The 14579-nt window shown below is 36.9% G+C and carries 13 protein-coding genes and 1 pseudogene; 8 read left to right on the top strand and 6 right to left on the bottom strand.

The features are described 5' to 3' along the window. Positions 1–119 precede the first annotated feature (119 nt). On the bottom strand, positions 120–851 hold the full coding sequence (locus SAGCYANO_RS15760; RefSeq protein WP_237396207.1) for a circadian clock KaiB family protein: 732 nt from the start codon (positions 849–851) through the stop codon (positions 120–122). Positions 852–1432: 581 nt separating this feature from the next. Between SAGCYANO_RS15760 and SAGCYANO_RS15755 the strand changes: the two genes are divergently transcribed. From SAGCYANO_RS15755 to SAGCYANO_RS50370, 5 genes and pseudogenes are all read left to right on the top strand, one after another. Next, positions 1433–1645: a helix-turn-helix domain-containing protein gene (locus SAGCYANO_RS15755; protein ID WP_202220950.1), complete on the top strand. Its 213-nt coding sequence runs from the start codon at positions 1433–1435 to the stop codon at positions 1643–1645. Next, positions 1626–1877, top strand: a complete 252-nt coding sequence (locus tag SAGCYANO_RS15750) for a hypothetical protein (protein WP_202220949.1) — start codon at positions 1626–1628, stop codon at positions 1875–1877. Before SAGCYANO_RS15755 ends, SAGCYANO_RS15750 begins: the two co-directional genes overlap by 20 nt. Continuing rightward, entirely contained in the window at positions 1840–2187 is a 348-nt protein-coding gene (locus tag SAGCYANO_RS15745; protein WP_202220948.1) for a hypothetical protein, read from the top strand. Before SAGCYANO_RS15750 ends, SAGCYANO_RS15745 begins: the two co-directional genes overlap by 38 nt. Then, positions 2144–2413, top strand: coding sequence for a transposase (locus tag SAGCYANO_RS50375; RefSeq protein ID WP_375339941.1), 270 nt, complete (start codon positions 2144–2146; stop codon positions 2411–2413). The genes SAGCYANO_RS15745 and SAGCYANO_RS50375 overlap by 44 nt, the downstream gene beginning before the upstream one ends. Positions 2414–2785: 372 nt before the next feature. Continuing rightward, a pseudogene (locus tag SAGCYANO_RS50370) lies at positions 2786–3142 on the top strand (hypothetical protein); the annotation flags it as partial. On the opposite strand, the gene SAGCYANO_RS15730 reads toward SAGCYANO_RS50370, so the two are convergent. Both SAGCYANO_RS15730 and SAGCYANO_RS47600 read right to left on the bottom strand, forming a co-directional pair. Further along, positions 3024–4319 (bottom strand): type IV pilus twitching motility protein PilT, encoded by a 1296-nt coding sequence (locus SAGCYANO_RS15730; RefSeq protein ID WP_202220946.1) that lies wholly within the window; start codon positions 4317–4319, stop codon positions 3024–3026. The pseudogene SAGCYANO_RS50370 and the gene SAGCYANO_RS15730 overlap by 119 nt on opposite strands. Before the next feature lie 2068 nt (positions 4320–6387). Next, on the bottom strand, positions 6388–6522 hold the full coding sequence (locus tag SAGCYANO_RS47600; protein ID WP_255502568.1) for a hypothetical protein: 135 nt from the start codon (positions 6520–6522) through the stop codon (positions 6388–6390). A 650-nt stretch (positions 6523–7172) separates the two neighbouring features. On the opposite strand from SAGCYANO_RS47600, the gene SAGCYANO_RS15725 reads away from it, so the two are divergent. The 3 genes from SAGCYANO_RS15725 to SAGCYANO_RS15715 all read left to right on the top strand — a co-directional run bounded on the left by SAGCYANO_RS15725 (position 7173) and on the right by SAGCYANO_RS15715 (position 11533). Beyond that, a complete protein-coding gene (locus tag SAGCYANO_RS15725; protein ID WP_202220945.1) occupies positions 7173–7916 on the top strand; it encodes a DUF928 domain-containing protein in 744 nt (247 codons plus the stop codon). A 284-nt stretch (positions 7917–8200) separates the two neighbouring features. Then, positions 8201–10447: a CHASE2 domain-containing protein gene (locus tag SAGCYANO_RS15720; protein WP_202220944.1), complete on the top strand. Its 2247-nt coding sequence runs from the start codon at positions 8201–8203 to the stop codon at positions 10445–10447. Between the two features lie 105 nt (positions 10448–10552). Then, positions 10553–11533, top strand: coding sequence for an endonuclease/exonuclease/phosphatase family protein (locus SAGCYANO_RS15715; protein ID WP_375339940.1), 981 nt, complete (start codon positions 10553–10555; stop codon positions 11531–11533). 44 nt (positions 11534–11577) lie between these two features. On the opposite strand, the gene guaD is transcribed toward SAGCYANO_RS15715, so the two are convergent. The 3 genes from guaD to SAGCYANO_RS15700 all read right to left on the bottom strand — a co-directional run bounded on the left by guaD (position 11578) and on the right by SAGCYANO_RS15700 (position 14561). Beyond that, positions 11578–12912 (bottom strand): guanine deaminase, encoded by a 1335-nt coding sequence (gene guaD, locus SAGCYANO_RS15710; RefSeq protein ID WP_237396206.1) that lies wholly within the window; start codon positions 12910–12912, stop codon positions 11578–11580. An 816-nt stretch (positions 12913–13728) separates the two neighbouring features. Further along, positions 13729–14037: a hypothetical protein gene (locus SAGCYANO_RS15705; RefSeq protein WP_202220943.1), complete on the bottom strand. Its 309-nt coding sequence runs from the start codon at positions 14035–14037 to the stop codon at positions 13729–13731. After that, positions 14037–14561 carry a class I SAM-dependent methyltransferase gene (locus SAGCYANO_RS15700; protein ID WP_202220942.1) on the bottom strand — a complete coding sequence of 175 codons (525 nt, stop codon included), beginning with the start codon at positions 14559–14561 and terminating at the stop codon, positions 14037–14039. Before SAGCYANO_RS15700 ends, SAGCYANO_RS15705 begins: the two co-directional genes overlap by 1 nt. Positions 14562–14579: the final 18 nt, after the last annotated feature.

Raw genomic sequence — 14579 nt, 5'->3', positions numbered from 1 at the left:
ATAATGTCCTGTAAAATCTTTATTGTATAAAATAAGGTAGCAATGGGAAAAAAACCTTCTGCCTTCTGCCTTCCTTCCACCAGACATGATATTACTACCAAATGCTAAAAATCTAACATTTAAAATCTGTAATTATTAGCTTCCAACAACGTAAGAATTTTTTCCACATCATTAAATTCCCCAACAATTCTCCGCACAGGTAGAGGCCAAACCCTAATCAAGGTAGGAGTAGCAGTAATTTGATCTGCTTCAGCTTGTTCGGGATGTTGCAACACATCTATTACCTTCAAAGTATAAGGATGAGAAAGAGACTGTTCTAATATTTGGTGGAGACTCTTCAGAGCCCGCTCAGTGCCAATACTATTACCCGATACAAATAACCGAAGAACATACCCTTGAACTTCTGGTTTTTCTAGTTGTAGATCGAGACTGGAAGTCAAAACTTCCTCTGGAGTTGAGTCCAGATTAAACTCTTGCTGCTCAAGATGTACAACAAGGTCATGATTTTCCCAGAGTTGAGAAAACTGGTCATAATAAGTAGAAATTACCATTGGATTACAAAATTCCTCTGACCAAGGAGCAGGTTGCCAAATCAAGTTATCAGTCTTAAAAATGGCATTAAGTAATATTTGATATCTTAAAACAGGAGCATAAGCTTCAGCAGAGATTTGGACTTCTTGAGTGCGAGGGTCTAACCATTTATCAATAGTTGCAGTGTATCCTGGTATCAAGAAATGAGGTGGTTCAGATAACCCCAATATTTCTTGTAGCTCTACACAGAGGTGTAGATGCCATCGATTTTGTTTACTTGGGTCTATACAATAAATTAAATCCCCCCCAGGTGTAAACAAGGCAATACCCTTGAACAACAGGGGGAATTTTACTGGATCTGGTTTCAAGAAAATCAATTAGGATCGACTACAGACTTTAGAGTTTTTTCATTAAACTCGACTGGTTAAAGAAGCGTTGAGCACTCAGCACTCAGCACTCAGCAAGATTATTTTTTTGAACGTGCGAGAAGGGAATTTCAAACCCTACTCAACAATCCTGCGCAATACAATAGTTGCAGGGGATTTTAACCTAGAGCTGCAAAAAGCTGTTAACGCAGTTCCGACTTGGGAGGGTAGCTGAATGCTAAAAGCTGATAGCTAATTAAGGCATTAGCTTAACTTCAAACTGTACCCTTCACTTATACTCTAGTTCATCTAGAGACCTTAAAATTTAAAACTTCACAATCTTTTTAACTTTCCTGGGGAAAAGTCCCGCGCTGTAATTTTTAATTCAGCGCCCTACGAGAAAGTCGGGTGTTATGTGTGCGGTTTGCCTGATTTTCTATGCACTCCTTTAGCACTGGAACACTGGCACTACCACAGCTATAAATCAAAACAGTTGTTATGATAGATAACGTAGATATAAAGGTCGATACTACATCATGCTACTGAAATATAAGTACAAGCTCAAACCACAGAAAAGCCAAACGGTAATTATAGCTAATTGGTTGGAATTAGCCCGAAAGCAATATAACTACCGTTTAGCTCAAAGGATGAATTGGTTTGAAGCCACACGGACACCAGTAAACGCTTGCCCACTTAACGTTTCAGTAGTTCCTGTAGAAAAGATTTATCATGCATATCCCAGAGTTTAGAATACAAACAAGGGACGGTAGAAAAAAAGACGGCGATGGTAATCCAGTAACAAAGAAAGGCGATAGGCATCCAAATATAATAAATGGTTATGTTGTGTGGGAAACTGTTCAACTAGCAGATTTAGTACAAACCAAAAAGCTATTTCCTGAGTATAAGTCTATGCACTCTCAAGTGCTACAAGATGTTATCCAGCGTGTACAAACTACTATGGATAAGTTGTGCCTTACCTGACAAAAACGGTAAAACCAGTGGGAGACCTAAATTCAAAGGGAAGCATTACTATAACTCGTTCAGTTATCCTCAGCTATCAAATACCAATATTGTTAAAAATGCTAACGGTCGTTATTGTATCAATTTACCAAAAATAGGCTTAGTTCCTTTTGTCTACAATCGCTCAATACCAAGAGGATTCAAGGTTAAAACCGGAACAGTAATCCGTGAAGCTGATGGTTGGTATATCAGCTTAACAATAGAAGATAAGACTGTAGCATTAGAGGTTGCAGAAATTCAACCCACTAAAGAAAACTCATGGATGTATTGATTTAGGATTGTTGCACTATGCTGTTACCAGTGATGGTGAGTTTATAGAAGTTCCCAAGTTCTTTAGAAAATCTGAGTATCGATTGTCTAAACTCCAGGTTAGATTGGCTAAGAAACGAAAACATTCCCGATCTTGGAAGATTCTCAAGTGCAAAATAGCTAAACTGCATCAATTAATAGCTAGACAAAGGTTAGACTGGCAATTCAAACTTGCTTATCATTTGTGAGCGTGATTGTCAGGTAATATTCCTTGAAGACCTACAGATAGCTTCTTTAGTTAGACGTTGCAAAGCAAAAATCAGCGATATAGCAGTCGAAGCAAAGGTTAGGACAGATCAAAAACTTAAAACTCAGACAATGTAATACTTTTCCTTCTTCCTTCTTCCTTCTTCCTTCTTTCTTCTGCCATAATGGCCAGTTCTTACCCAACGGTCAATCGGCGAAGTCAGGACTAAATAAGTCCTTGCAGGATGCAGCTTTTGGTAAGTTTGTTCAAGTCTTAGAATATGTCCCTTGGAAACTTGGCAAGATAATTATCACGCGTAGACCCAAAAGGTACATCTCAACATTGTTGGGAATGCTTAAGTAAAGTCCCTAAAAGCTTATCAGAGCGTTTCGCTCCGCGACATGAAAGGCATTCATGTCCTAAATGCGGACAAGAACTAGATAGGGACTATAACTCACCCACCCCTCTAGCTCCCCTCCCGGGAGGGGATGGGGGTGGGTTGGATTGTTATCAACGCAGGGGGAAGACATCACCTCTGTTAAAACTGCGGTCAGAGCTTCTCTGGCTGAAGAATCCCGCGTTGTCGCGCCATGCGCAATGTTGGGAGTATGTCAAATTCTACCTCGTAAAATCTGAGCCATTTCATTTGGGAAGGGAGACTGGTCTATTGCTGTTTCTTCTGTTATTCGACCTTCTTGATAAAGATCAAACAAAGACCTATTCATGGTAGTCATACCTTCATAAGTATCTTTGAGCATAATTTGGTTAATTTCCTCATACTGGTCTTTAACAATATATTCCTTAACTACATCAGTATTAATCAAAATGTCATGGAAAGCTGCTCGCTTACCATCAGTAGTTTTGCACAACAACTGAGCAATAATTGCTACCAGAATTTCTGAAAGAGCTAATTTAATCGCTGGTTGCTCCTCAGCAGAAAACATATCCAAAATACGAGTCAGAGTCTTGATGGCACTGTTGGTGTGTAATGTTCCCATTACCAAGTGTCCTGTAGAAGCAGCTTTAATAGCAATTCCCACCGTTTCCTTATCTCGAATTTCCCCTACTAACATTAAGTCAGGGTCTTGACGGAGAGCACCTTTAAGAGCATTGAAGAATTTTAGAGTATGTCTACCTACTTCCCGGTGCTTGATCAAACATTTTCGGCTTTCATGGACAAATTCCACAGGGTCTTCGATAGTGATGACATGATAAGGAAAAGTACTGTTCATAAAATCAATCATCGCTGCCATGGTGGTGGACTTACCAGAACCTGTAGGTCCGGTCACCAAAATTAACCCTTTATGGTAATGACAGACTTTCTTAAAGACTTCTGGCAATTTAAGTTGCTCCATCGTCAGGATTTTAGACCCAATCAGTCGTAAAACCATGGCTGGACCTGCAAGAGAGTCAAACAAACTAATCCTAATCCGTACAAAACCCAAGTCAGCAGCACCATCAAAGTCAAGATTTTCTTGGAATGCACGAATTTCTTCATCTGTAAGAATTTCTCGCAACCAAAACATAAAGGTGTTCAAATCAGTTTCTGGATATTCAAGGGGTAGAAGGTCTCCACGTTTGCGGAACCGTGGTACTTCTTTCACCCCTAGATGAACATCTGAAACACCTTCTTCATTAGCTCGCCGGACAATATCTGTCAGTGGTATTTGTCCAGAACCCAGTTGTGGACCACCGGGAGTTGGTATTTGAGGTACTGGTGCGGTTTCCGTTGGAGGAATTATTTGTTGAGAAACAGATGTTGATGATGCTGGTGGAGCGGAAGAAGGTGGAGGAGATGTTGGCGGTCTTCTTGCTGCTGGTGGACTAGGTGGAGCTGGGGGACGCGGTAAACCACGGCTTCCAGGAGGACGAGGTGCTGGGGGACGAGGTGGTGGTGTTTGTGTCATAGTTGCATTACCTTGCTGAATTAGGATATTGCAGTCAATAAATATATTCTAATTCTAACGGCAAGTCAAAATGGGTAGTATTTAAAATATTTAATTATTTTTTGGATACCAACAACATTAGCCTTAAAAAGGTTTATTGCCTACTTGAATTTACTGTTAAGTCTTGCTTTTTGAAATTGCTGTTGCCAGAGGATTATTTTAATTTTCCATACTTTAATTCCATACTTTAATAATCACCGTTCAACAATTAATAATTAATAATTAGGGTTTGCTGAAAAAGTCTTATGGGTAAGGGTAGGAGACAACCCACCCTCGCCCCTCCCAGGAGGAGGGGAAGACAGTAGACAACCCACCCCTAACCCCTCCCCTCCCAACCCACCCTAACCCCTCCCAGGAGGGGAGGGGGAGACAGGATAAATGGGAATTAATTAGGAGGTAGGAGGAAGAATAATCAAGGGATTATTCTGTGCAACAAAGCCGCCTAAAATGCTAATTTTTTGAACCATTACGACCATTAAGCTTGGACTTTTTTCAACTAAAAAATACGCTCTAGCTTTAGATATCAATGTTTTTAGATTTAATCAGCAAACCCTAATTAATTATTACCTCTCCTTGAAAAGAAGAGAATTGAGGCAGTAGGGAAAATTTTTTTTCTCTGAGAAGATAAACTTCAGTATTTTCTTGCCTCCTGCTTTCCTAGGTCATGCTACGCAAACAGTAGGAGGTACTGATAACTGATAACTGACTCCTTTTTCAAAGCTTATTTTTTAAACTTTCACTTAATTACAATTTTGTCTGATTTTAATCTTCATACCATTTCTCAACCTCAAGTTCTTAGTTATACATCCATCTTCAGATACTTCTATTCTATTTTTAGATATTTATTAGGAGGTTGATTTTGCGGTTTAGTAGATTGAGGCTTGTTTAGTTTTAATATATTGTTGGCTTCATTATCTGATAATTTTTGAGTGTAATTTTTGACAAAGAAGGATACTCAAAAAATATTATTAAGAATATAGGTATAAAAGAAATCAAATTGAGTTGTTTTAATAATGAAATAGTCATACTACCTCTTTCTTAAATCTGCTACTTTCAACAATTAATAATTAATAATTAGTAATTAACAATTACCTCTCCTTTAAAACGGATAGGATTGACTAAAAGGAAAATTTTTCTTCTGTTGCTCGATTGGATATGGTGCAGGTTTCCTCGCCATCCCATCCTACGGTAAGCTCCAAAGATAGAACTCCGTTCCGCTGACGCGAAACGCGTCAGCGTTGCGTTGCGCCAGCTTTGCGTTGCGCCAGCTTTGCGAAACAAAAGCAAAAGCAAACGACCGCTTTTATCCCCTTAAAAGAGGAGGCTTTAAACCACAATTTTTCGGTAAATATCAGGTTGCTCGATCTACAGACTCAAAATCTCAATGGCTTTGAGTAATAATTACTAGCCTAAGCTCAGAGAATATGTGAAAAGTATTTACCATTTTGGCGTTGCTGAATTGAAGTATGAATGCGCGATTGTTTGGTTCTCGCCTTCGCCCCCTCTGGTCCACCATTCAACAAAAAGCGAAACATCCTCTGGCTTCCCCCGATCCTGCGGGGGACGGGAGGGGGATCAAAAAGGCGGACGGGAGGGGGATTAATAAAAGGGGACTTTTAGAGTTTTATTCCCCCCAATGGGTGGGGGGCTAGGGGGGCTTGCATCATACCCAGAATCATCAACACCACCGTTTTTCACTTCAAGGAAAATAACTTTAGCATTGCCACCCTTAAGCTAGAGTATATACTTAGCCTAAATAAAAAACTGTATTCATATAGAGTACCTTAACTATCTTTTCATCAAGTTGGGACTATTTAGAAACAGAGGCCGGATAAGTAGACAATTTTTGTGTGTATAAATCACTAATAACTTCGATCATGCATCCCCTAAAAAACGGACTATTGTTGAAAATTTTTGTGAGATATTGTTAATTAACTCAATATTTAAAGATGTTATCGATCGCTCATCAGTTAAAGAAGTAGTCAGCAATCAGTGTTTCCGTTCCAGAATGCAACCCTTGCCAGCTTTTTCAAAGGAGGCGATCGACTGCTTTGAAAACAGGAGCGACTTGCTCGAAGTCGGGAGGTCCAACCCAAGCTTTTAGGGTGCTGAAATGCTGATAGCTAGTTAACTGATTCAAATGGTAGCTACACCAACAAATCAAGATTTTCCTAAATGTTGTTCTATCTTATTTTGCTTGATGATTATGTTTCATCAGTTTACCTATCCGTTCTTAGAAACCTACGATTATCTATATAAATCTATGATTATCTATAGATAGCCTGTTCTATTCCTGTTTCTATCTGGCAACGTCGGCGCCTGTCCAGTCCACAGGCTGTCACGGTCGTTTGCTTTTGCTTTTGCTTTTGCTTCGCAAAGCTGGCGCAACGCAAAGCTGGCGCAACGCAAAGCTGGCGCAACGCAACGCTAGCGCGAAACGCGCCAGCGTTGCGGAGCAAACTGACCGCCATAGCTAAATTTAACGCTTTATACTAGATAATCATAGATTATGTCAAGCTGTTATTTACCCTTACTTATATATCAAATATATCAAATCGAATTTCGGTAAATATAATAATTTTCCAAAAAATACGCGATGTGTATGATACATTTCTAGATTCTCTGTTCCCTAAAAATCAAAATTTTTACCTAATTCCAAGAATAAACGCTATATAAAATTACCCGAGAATCAAGAAAAACTATCTCGTAGAAGGGAAAGTTTGAAGTAAATTAAGACACCGATAAAAACTGATTTAGAGGTATGTTAGGATTACAGGTATAGTGAAAATATCAAAAAAGGAGATATAATAAATTATGGGGAGGCAAAATATAAAGTTTTGGGGACTTTTGGCTTTAGCGACATCCCCAATAATTGTAACTTTTTCAGGGGTGCATCTAGTACAAGCACAGTCAACCGCAGAATTGCTGATTAGTGTAAAATTTCCTTCTGGGCCACAAAGGCCAAGTTCAGAAGAAACAAGAGGTGCAGGTACTCGTGGAGACCCCTGTACTCGTGGTGAAATCAAATTGACAGCCTTAATGCCAGGAGATAATGTCGTAACAACAGTTGCTAATAACCCCAAATTTTTCCTGTATGTTCCCGAACACAAAGCAAAGTCAGCAGAATTTGAAATAACTGATAAATCATCAGGTAAGAGCATCTATTTAACTGAATTAGATATTTCCGAGACTTCTGGTATTGTGAAACTTACCCTGCCAAAAAATATAAGTCTGACAACCAATAAAGAATATACTTGGGCATTTGTAATGATTTGTAATGAAGGTGAAGATGAATGGGATCGCAGTGGTTACCCATATGTTGAAGGAACTATCAAAAAAGTAGAAATCAGTTCAGACTTAGAAAATAGCTTAAAAAACGCTAGTCCCCTGGAACAAGCAGAAATATATGCAAAAGCAAGGATTTGGAATGAAACGATCGCTACTGTGGCCGAGTTACGCGATTCTAACCCGACAGAGTGGGAAGAATTACTAACATCAGTCGGATTACAAGAGATTGCTTCTGAACCCTTTGCACCCTGCTGTCAAATAGAAGAATAAATTAAGTTAGCATTGAAATAGCTGTCAGTAACTAAGTTGAGTCTGGTACACTACTATCACATTGATTTTATGGTGAAGGCGAGCAAATCGCTCTGTTTTTTTTACCCCATAATTAAGGTTTAAAGCCTCTCGTTTAAAGGAGAAACAAGAAAAAACTTTCATGATTAGTCAATCCTATCCGTTTTCAAGGAGAGGTAATTGTTAATTATTAATTATTAATTATTAATTATTAATTGTTGAACTACCCCCAAAAACTTTTAATTTCTACAAAGCAGCTAACACAAATGTTATGGAATAAATGCCAGAATTTTTTTTCTCAGTGGTATGGTGTATGGATTACCGCCCCCAGCATCACAGGGTTAGTAATCCTACTACGTTTTCTTGGCTTACTACAAGCTTGGGAATGGGCAACTTATGACCAATATATGCGATGGCGGCCTTTGGAGAGTCCAGACAATCGTATCGTCATTGTAGGTATAAATGAAGATGATGTCAGAGCAGTCGGGCAACCAATTTTTCCTGACGCTATTTACGCTAAATTGCTGAATAAATTAAAAGCAATGGAGCCAAAAGTTATTGGTCTAGACATTTATCGAGACTTACCTGTAGAGCCTGGCCATCAGGACTTAGTGAAAATATTCGAGTCTACCTCCAACTTGGTAGGAATTAAAAAAGTAGTGGGGGAAAGGCAAAATGATGTAATAGAAGCACCACCAGCTCTGGAAGCTAATAATCAAGCAGGTGCTAATGATGTAAAGGTAGACCCAGATAAAAAAATTCGACGAGGTTATTTATATGTCACGCTGCAAAACGGAGAAAATGTCTGGAGTTTTGCTTCTCATGTTGCTTTGCGTTACTTACACAATTTGAGTATTAGTCTTGAGAAAATTGATGGTGACAAATTTCAGTTAGGGAAGACAATAATAGAGCCATTTGAAGCTAATGATGGTGGTTATATCAGAGCAGATGCAGGTGGTTATCTCATGCTTCTAAACTACCGGGGTCCGAGTCGCTACTTTGATATTGTTTCCATGATGGATATTCTCAAAGACAGAGTGCCGCCTGATTGGGGCCGCGATCGCATCATCTTGATTGGAGCAGTCAGTGAAGGCTTTAATGATTTATTTTCTACCCCCCACAGTAGTAACTTAATTAAAACTCTAGAACCCATGAGTGGGGTAGAAGTTCATGCTAATCTCATCAGTCAACTAATTAGTTCTGCTACCGATGGTCGTCCTCTAATTAAGATTTGGGCAGAACCTCTTGAGTGGGTGTGGATTTTATTCTGGTCTTTGGTGGGAGCAGCGACAACCTGGAAATGGCGTACTGCTGGTGGTGTTAGCTATTTTTCTATTTGGAAAGTATTGACAATGTTCGCTGCAGGTGTAGTTTTATTCGCTAGCACCTATACTGCTTTTGTTTGGAATTTGTGGTTGCCAGTAATTCCAGCGTTTTTAGGTCTGAGTGCATCAGCAGTTACAATTACAACTTATATTGCTCGTACTGCACAAGATATTCGCAAAACTTTTGGTCGTTATTTAACTGATGAAGTAGTGGCGACTTTATTAGAAAGTCCTGAAGGATTAAGATTAGGAGGCGAACGCCGAAAAATCACTATTTTAACTTCCGATTTAAGAGGATTTACTGCTACATCAGAACGTGTAACACCAGAAGAAGTTGTGAAAATTCTTAACTTTTATCTGGGATATATGGCAGATGTAATTACTAAGTATCAGGGAACTATTGATGAGTTTATGGGGGATGGAATTTTGGTTTTATTCGGTGCTCCTATAACTAGAGAAGACGACCCGGTAAGAGCTATTGCTTGTGCTATTGATATGCAATTAGCAATGGAACCTGTCAATAAACAGATGAAAGAATGGGGTTTACCACCATTAGAAATGGGAATTGGTATTAATACAGGAGAGGTTGTTGTTGGTAATATTGGCTCTGATAAACGGACAAAATATGGTGTTGTAGGCAGTCAGGTAAATTTAACTTATCGGATTGAATCTTATACTACAGGTGGTCAAGTTTTAATTTCTGAAACAACTTTGAAAGAAGTGGGGCCGATAATTAAAATTAACGATCAAAAAGAAGTAATGCCGAAAGGAGTTAAAAAACCAATTACTATTTATGATGTTGCTGGTATTGATGGTAAATATAATTTATTTTTGAGAAAAGAAGAAGAACATTATCTATCACTTCAAGAACCAATATCTTTACATTATGTAGTTTTAGATGGTAAAAATGTCGGTGATTGTTTGCAAAAAGGAAGTTTAGTAAAACTATCAGAAAAAGAAGCAGAAATTCAGGGTATGCAAACAAAAGATTATCTGCCACCAGCTTTGATTAATATTAAGCTGAATTTGATCTGGGATGGGGTAGAAAGTGAGGATATTTATGGCAAGGTTTTAGAGAAAAAAGCAGGAAATGGAAATTTTTATATTCATTTTACGGCTAAACCTCCAGATGTTTCTGCTAAATTAGAATATTTGTATGAATCCCTTGCTTTGTTGCACAAAAGATGATTATTTTGAATCTCAAAACTTCATAACCGGATTCTATATAGAACTACTCTTGCTTGCTAATTTAATCTTGGATCTCTTTAATTAACTTATTAACAGGAAAGTCTTATGGATATTTTGGGGATAGAAAAACTACTATACTTGATTTTTGTCATTACCATCGTTTTAGTGACTCTATGTTCTCTGGCAAGTTATTTAGGGAAGTTTCATTTTCTGCTCGAACTAACCTGCCATTTTAAAATCCAATATACATTTCTTAGCTTGTTGGGGATATCGTTTTTTTTATGGGTTGGCAATTCTCTCTGGTTGCTGATTAGTTTATTCTGCCTGACGATTAATTTGTTAGAAGTAATGCCGTTTTATATTTCCCGAAATATAATCAAAGATGGGAGCGTTCAAAAAATCAGATTTTTGGAAGCGAATGTCTTCTATATGAACCAACAGTATAAGCGATTAATCTCTGAAGTCAAAGAAGAAAATCCCGATGTAGCCATATTTATAGAAGTGACTGATGCTTGGGCAGAAAAATTAGAACTTTTACAACAAGATTATTCTTATTCGGTGATTCATCAAGATCCACAAATTGCTTTCGGTAAAAATATAAATTTGGGAATAGCAGTTTATAGCAAGATACCTCTAAAAAATACATCGATACAAGATTTAGGAGGAGGAAGAAAAACCGTAAGTACCCAAGTTGAGATTCAGGGACAAACTCTCTCAATATTAGCAACCCATCCTACTTGGAGTATTGGAAAATATAAGTTTAATTTGAGGAATAAACAACTATCAGAAATTGCCAGTTATGTAGCAAGTCAGAAAAGCTCAATTGTAGTCATTGGGGATTTGAATATAACGATGTGGTCTCCATATTACAAAGAGTTGATTCGTAATTCTGGACTGTATAATGCACGAACAGGCTTTGGTATGATTCCCACTTGGCCAAGCTTCATCCCGTTATTATCTATTCCAATAGACCATTGTTTGGTAAGTCAAAATATTAGGGTTGTCAAAATAAAAAGTGGTAAAAATATAGGTTCAGATCATTTACCTTTAATCACAGATTTAATGATTACTGATAACAGAATATAAATTTGGTAGTCCTGCATTTTGTTCAAGTATAAATATGAGAATTGCTATATTTTATGTTCATAAACTAAATTTCCTGCTACATAAGTAGCTTGAACTACTCGTTCATCTCCCAAAATAATCAGGGTAAATAATTCATCAATAATGTCAGTTAATAAATCGGAATTATTTCGAGAATTACGCAGCTTTAACAACGGAGTTACTCTGGTATCTAGCACAACTAAATCTACTTCTTTTCCTACATCAAAATTGCCAATTTTATGTTCCAGAGATAGAGATTTTGCTCCTCCTAAAGTAGCCAGATAAAAAGCTTTTAAAGAAGATAAATTTTGCTCTTGTAATTGAGAAATTTTATAAGCATCGTTCATAGTTTGAAATATTGAAAAGCTAGTTCCACCTCCCACATCTGTACCTAAACCAACTTTCACTGGAGTTTGTTGAGATTTTGCTGTGTGTAGTTGAAATAAACCGCTGCCTAAAAATAGATTTGAAGTCGGACAAAATGCAATAGTTGAATCTGCTTGTGAGAGTCGATTAAATTCAGAATCACTGAGATAAATACCGTGGGCGAAAATTGATTTATTACTAACTAAACTAAACTTTTCATAAACATCTAAATAGTCTTTATTATTAGGAAAAAGTTGGGCAACTTTCTCAATTTCAGATTTTTGTTCAGATAAATGTGTATGTATATAAACATCTGGAAATTCTTGTTTGAGAACACCAGCTAGATGTAGTTGTTCGGGGGTAGAAGTAATGGCAAATCTGGGAGTAATAGCGTATAGAAGTCTGCCTTTTCCATGCCATTTTTTAATCAAGTTTTTGCTATCTTCGTAGCTAGTTTCTGGAGTATCCAATAAATAATCTGGAGCATTCCGGTCCATGAGCATTTTACCAGCAATTATCCGCATATTTCGTAGTTCCGCTGCTTCAAATAAGGCATCAACTGACTGAGGATAAACTGTGGTTAAAACTAAGGCACTTGTCGTACCATTTTTTAGTAATTGGTCGAGAAAAAAGGATGCTATTTTTTGAGCATAGGTTTTATCTTGAAATTTTCCTTCTACAGGGAAAGTATATTTATCTAACCATTCCAAAAGTTGTTTGCTAGAGGAGGCAATTATTTCTGTTTGGGGATAATGGATATGAATATCGATAAATCCTGGTAAAATTATCATTCCTGGATAAGAAGTAATAGGAATGTCAGGATATTTAGGTTTTAATTTGTCGTAGTTTCCTAGTTCTTGAATTATGCCTCCGGAGATAATCATTAAACCATCATGGATATAACGAACGGTTTCTAATTCTGGATAGTAAAATGGGTCTGCAACAAAATCTATAAATGAGCCTCTGATTCCTGAGATGTTAATATTTTGATTCATTTTTATCCGATATTTTTGTAAGACTTTTGATAAAAAAATGGGTTAATAAACTTGAGTTAAGTTTGCAAGGAAGAAGGAAGAAGCAAGAGGGAAGAAGGATTTAGTTATCTAGGAGAAAAAGAAAAAATATTGCATTGTCTAAGTTTAAGTTTTTGATATATCAAATACAGTAATGGTGACTGCTATACATATTTACCCTTTTTTTAAGCAGTCTCCCGCTTTTGAAGGAAGGTTAAAGGGGGAGCTTCCGTAGCATTATTTTTCCCATTTCATATTAGTATCTAGACAGTGCAAAGTTCTTGGAATAACTATTGGTAGCTAAGGCTTTCAGCGATCTAAAGGTTAAAAACTCTTTATTCACAGCTGTAAGTACTGTAAGCCTTTTCCAGTAATACTTTCAGTCTTCAAAACAAATCGTTTTTTTGCATAACTTTGTACTCTCCAGTTAGTATGTAAATTAGTAACCTAAAAATTAATTTTTCACTTTCTCCTTGCTTGTCAACACTACTGCTTGCTTATAGTAAAATAAAAATTGAAATATAGAGAGCAAAAATATCCTGAATCCTCATGAAAATTATTCCATAATAGTTATAATCATATAAAAAAAAACTTGCAAATTTTACTCACTTCAATTACAGTATTTTGAAAGGTATTCAATTTATTGAAAACTCCCAATTTATTTTGCCGAAAAATTGTGGTTTAAAGCCTCCTCTTTTAAGGGGAGAAAAAGAAAAATTTTCCTTTGAGCCAATCCTATTATTTTAAAGGAGAGGTAATTATTAATTATTAATTATTAATTATTAATTGTTGAAAAATCTAGACCTTTGGTTTCCGACCATATATATAAAAAGTCGTAATGTCATTCCAAATACCTTGGTCAGTTTGTAAGGATTTTAATTCATTTTCAAACTCTAATTTAGCTTGATTCAATTGCTCTGTTGAAAGCTTTGATAAAGGGTGAGGGTATTGTCCGGGTGCAGGATGATATTTTCCAGCCCACATTTTTTTTGCTGACTCTAAACTAATATAATTACCATCTTGTTCAACTTTAATTTCAATTAACTCAAGACTAGCTTTATCAAGTAATTTTTGACATTTTTCAACTGTTCCAGTTGGCTGACTCATTAAATATGAAATACCATATTTTTCAGAATATTTTGTGTAATAACTCCACCAACAAAAGCAGTTTCAGCAAAAGCTTGAATTCCCATAATTCCTCCAGGTTTGAGAAATTTACGCCAAAGAAGCAGAGACTTAACTAGATCGGACATCCAAATAAATGCAGATGCGCAAAAAATCCTCTCAAAATTATTTTCAGGAAAATCAATATTTTCAGCATCAGCTAGTAAAAATTCTAGATTATTTAGACCCAGAATATTCGCTTTTTTTTGGGCTTGAGCAATCATTCCAGGTGCAATATCAATGCCAATTACTTTACCTGAACTGCCCACTAATTTAGCAGTGGCAATTGCACAATGACCTGTTCCTGTAGCAAGATCTAAAATTTGTTGACCAGCATTTACTTGCCCATATTCAACTAAACGATTAGCAATTCTCCAGTGCCAATCACTATTATCATATTTATCGCTTCTGCGAGTATATAAGTCTGCTATTTCTTGTTTGTAATTATTTAAGTTAAGTTGATTCATTAAACATTTTTCCAACGG

The sequence above is a fragment of the Okeania sp. KiyG1 genome (genome assembly GCF_014132355.1).
Taxonomy (GTDB): Bacteria; Cyanobacteriota; Cyanobacteriia; order Cyanobacteriales; family Microcoleaceae; genus Okeania.
The sequence above is the reverse complement of the archived record's forward strand: the minus strand, read 5'-3'. Positions and strand labels throughout refer to the sequence as shown.

Bases quoted from the DNA above. Each gene is read 5' to 3' on its own strand.
- SAGCYANO_RS15755 (WP_202220950.1), top strand. From the start codon at position 1,433: ATGCTACTGAAATATAAGTACAAGCTCAAACCACAGAAAAGCCAAACG.
- SAGCYANO_RS15720 (WP_202220944.1), top strand. From the start codon at position 8,201: ATGTTATGGAATAAATGCCAGAATTTTTTTTCTCAGTGGTATGGTGTA.
- SAGCYANO_RS15750 (WP_202220949.1), top strand. From the start codon at position 1,626: ATGCATATCCCAGAGTTTAGAATACAAACAAGGGACGGTAGAAAAAAA.
- SAGCYANO_RS15700 (WP_202220942.1), bottom strand. From the start codon at position 14,561: ATGAATCAACTTAACTTAAATAATTACAAACAAGAAATAGCAGACTTA.
- SAGCYANO_RS15725 (WP_202220945.1), top strand. From the start codon at position 7,173: ATGGGGAGGCAAAATATAAAGTTTTGGGGACTTTTGGCTTTAGCGACA.
- guaD (WP_237396206.1), bottom strand. From the start codon at position 12,912: ATGAATCAAAATATTAACATCTCAGGAATCAGAGGCTCATTTATAGAT.
- SAGCYANO_RS15705 (WP_202220943.1), bottom strand. From the start codon at position 14,037: ATGAGTCAGCCAACTGGAACAGTTGAAAAATGTCAAAAATTACTTGAT.
- SAGCYANO_RS15715 (WP_375339940.1), top strand. From the start codon at position 10,553: ATGGATATTTTGGGGATAGAAAAACTACTATACTTGATTTTTGTCATT.
- SAGCYANO_RS15730 (WP_202220946.1), bottom strand. From the start codon at position 4,319: ATGACACAAACACCACCACCTCGTCCCCCAGCACCTCGTCCTCCTGGA.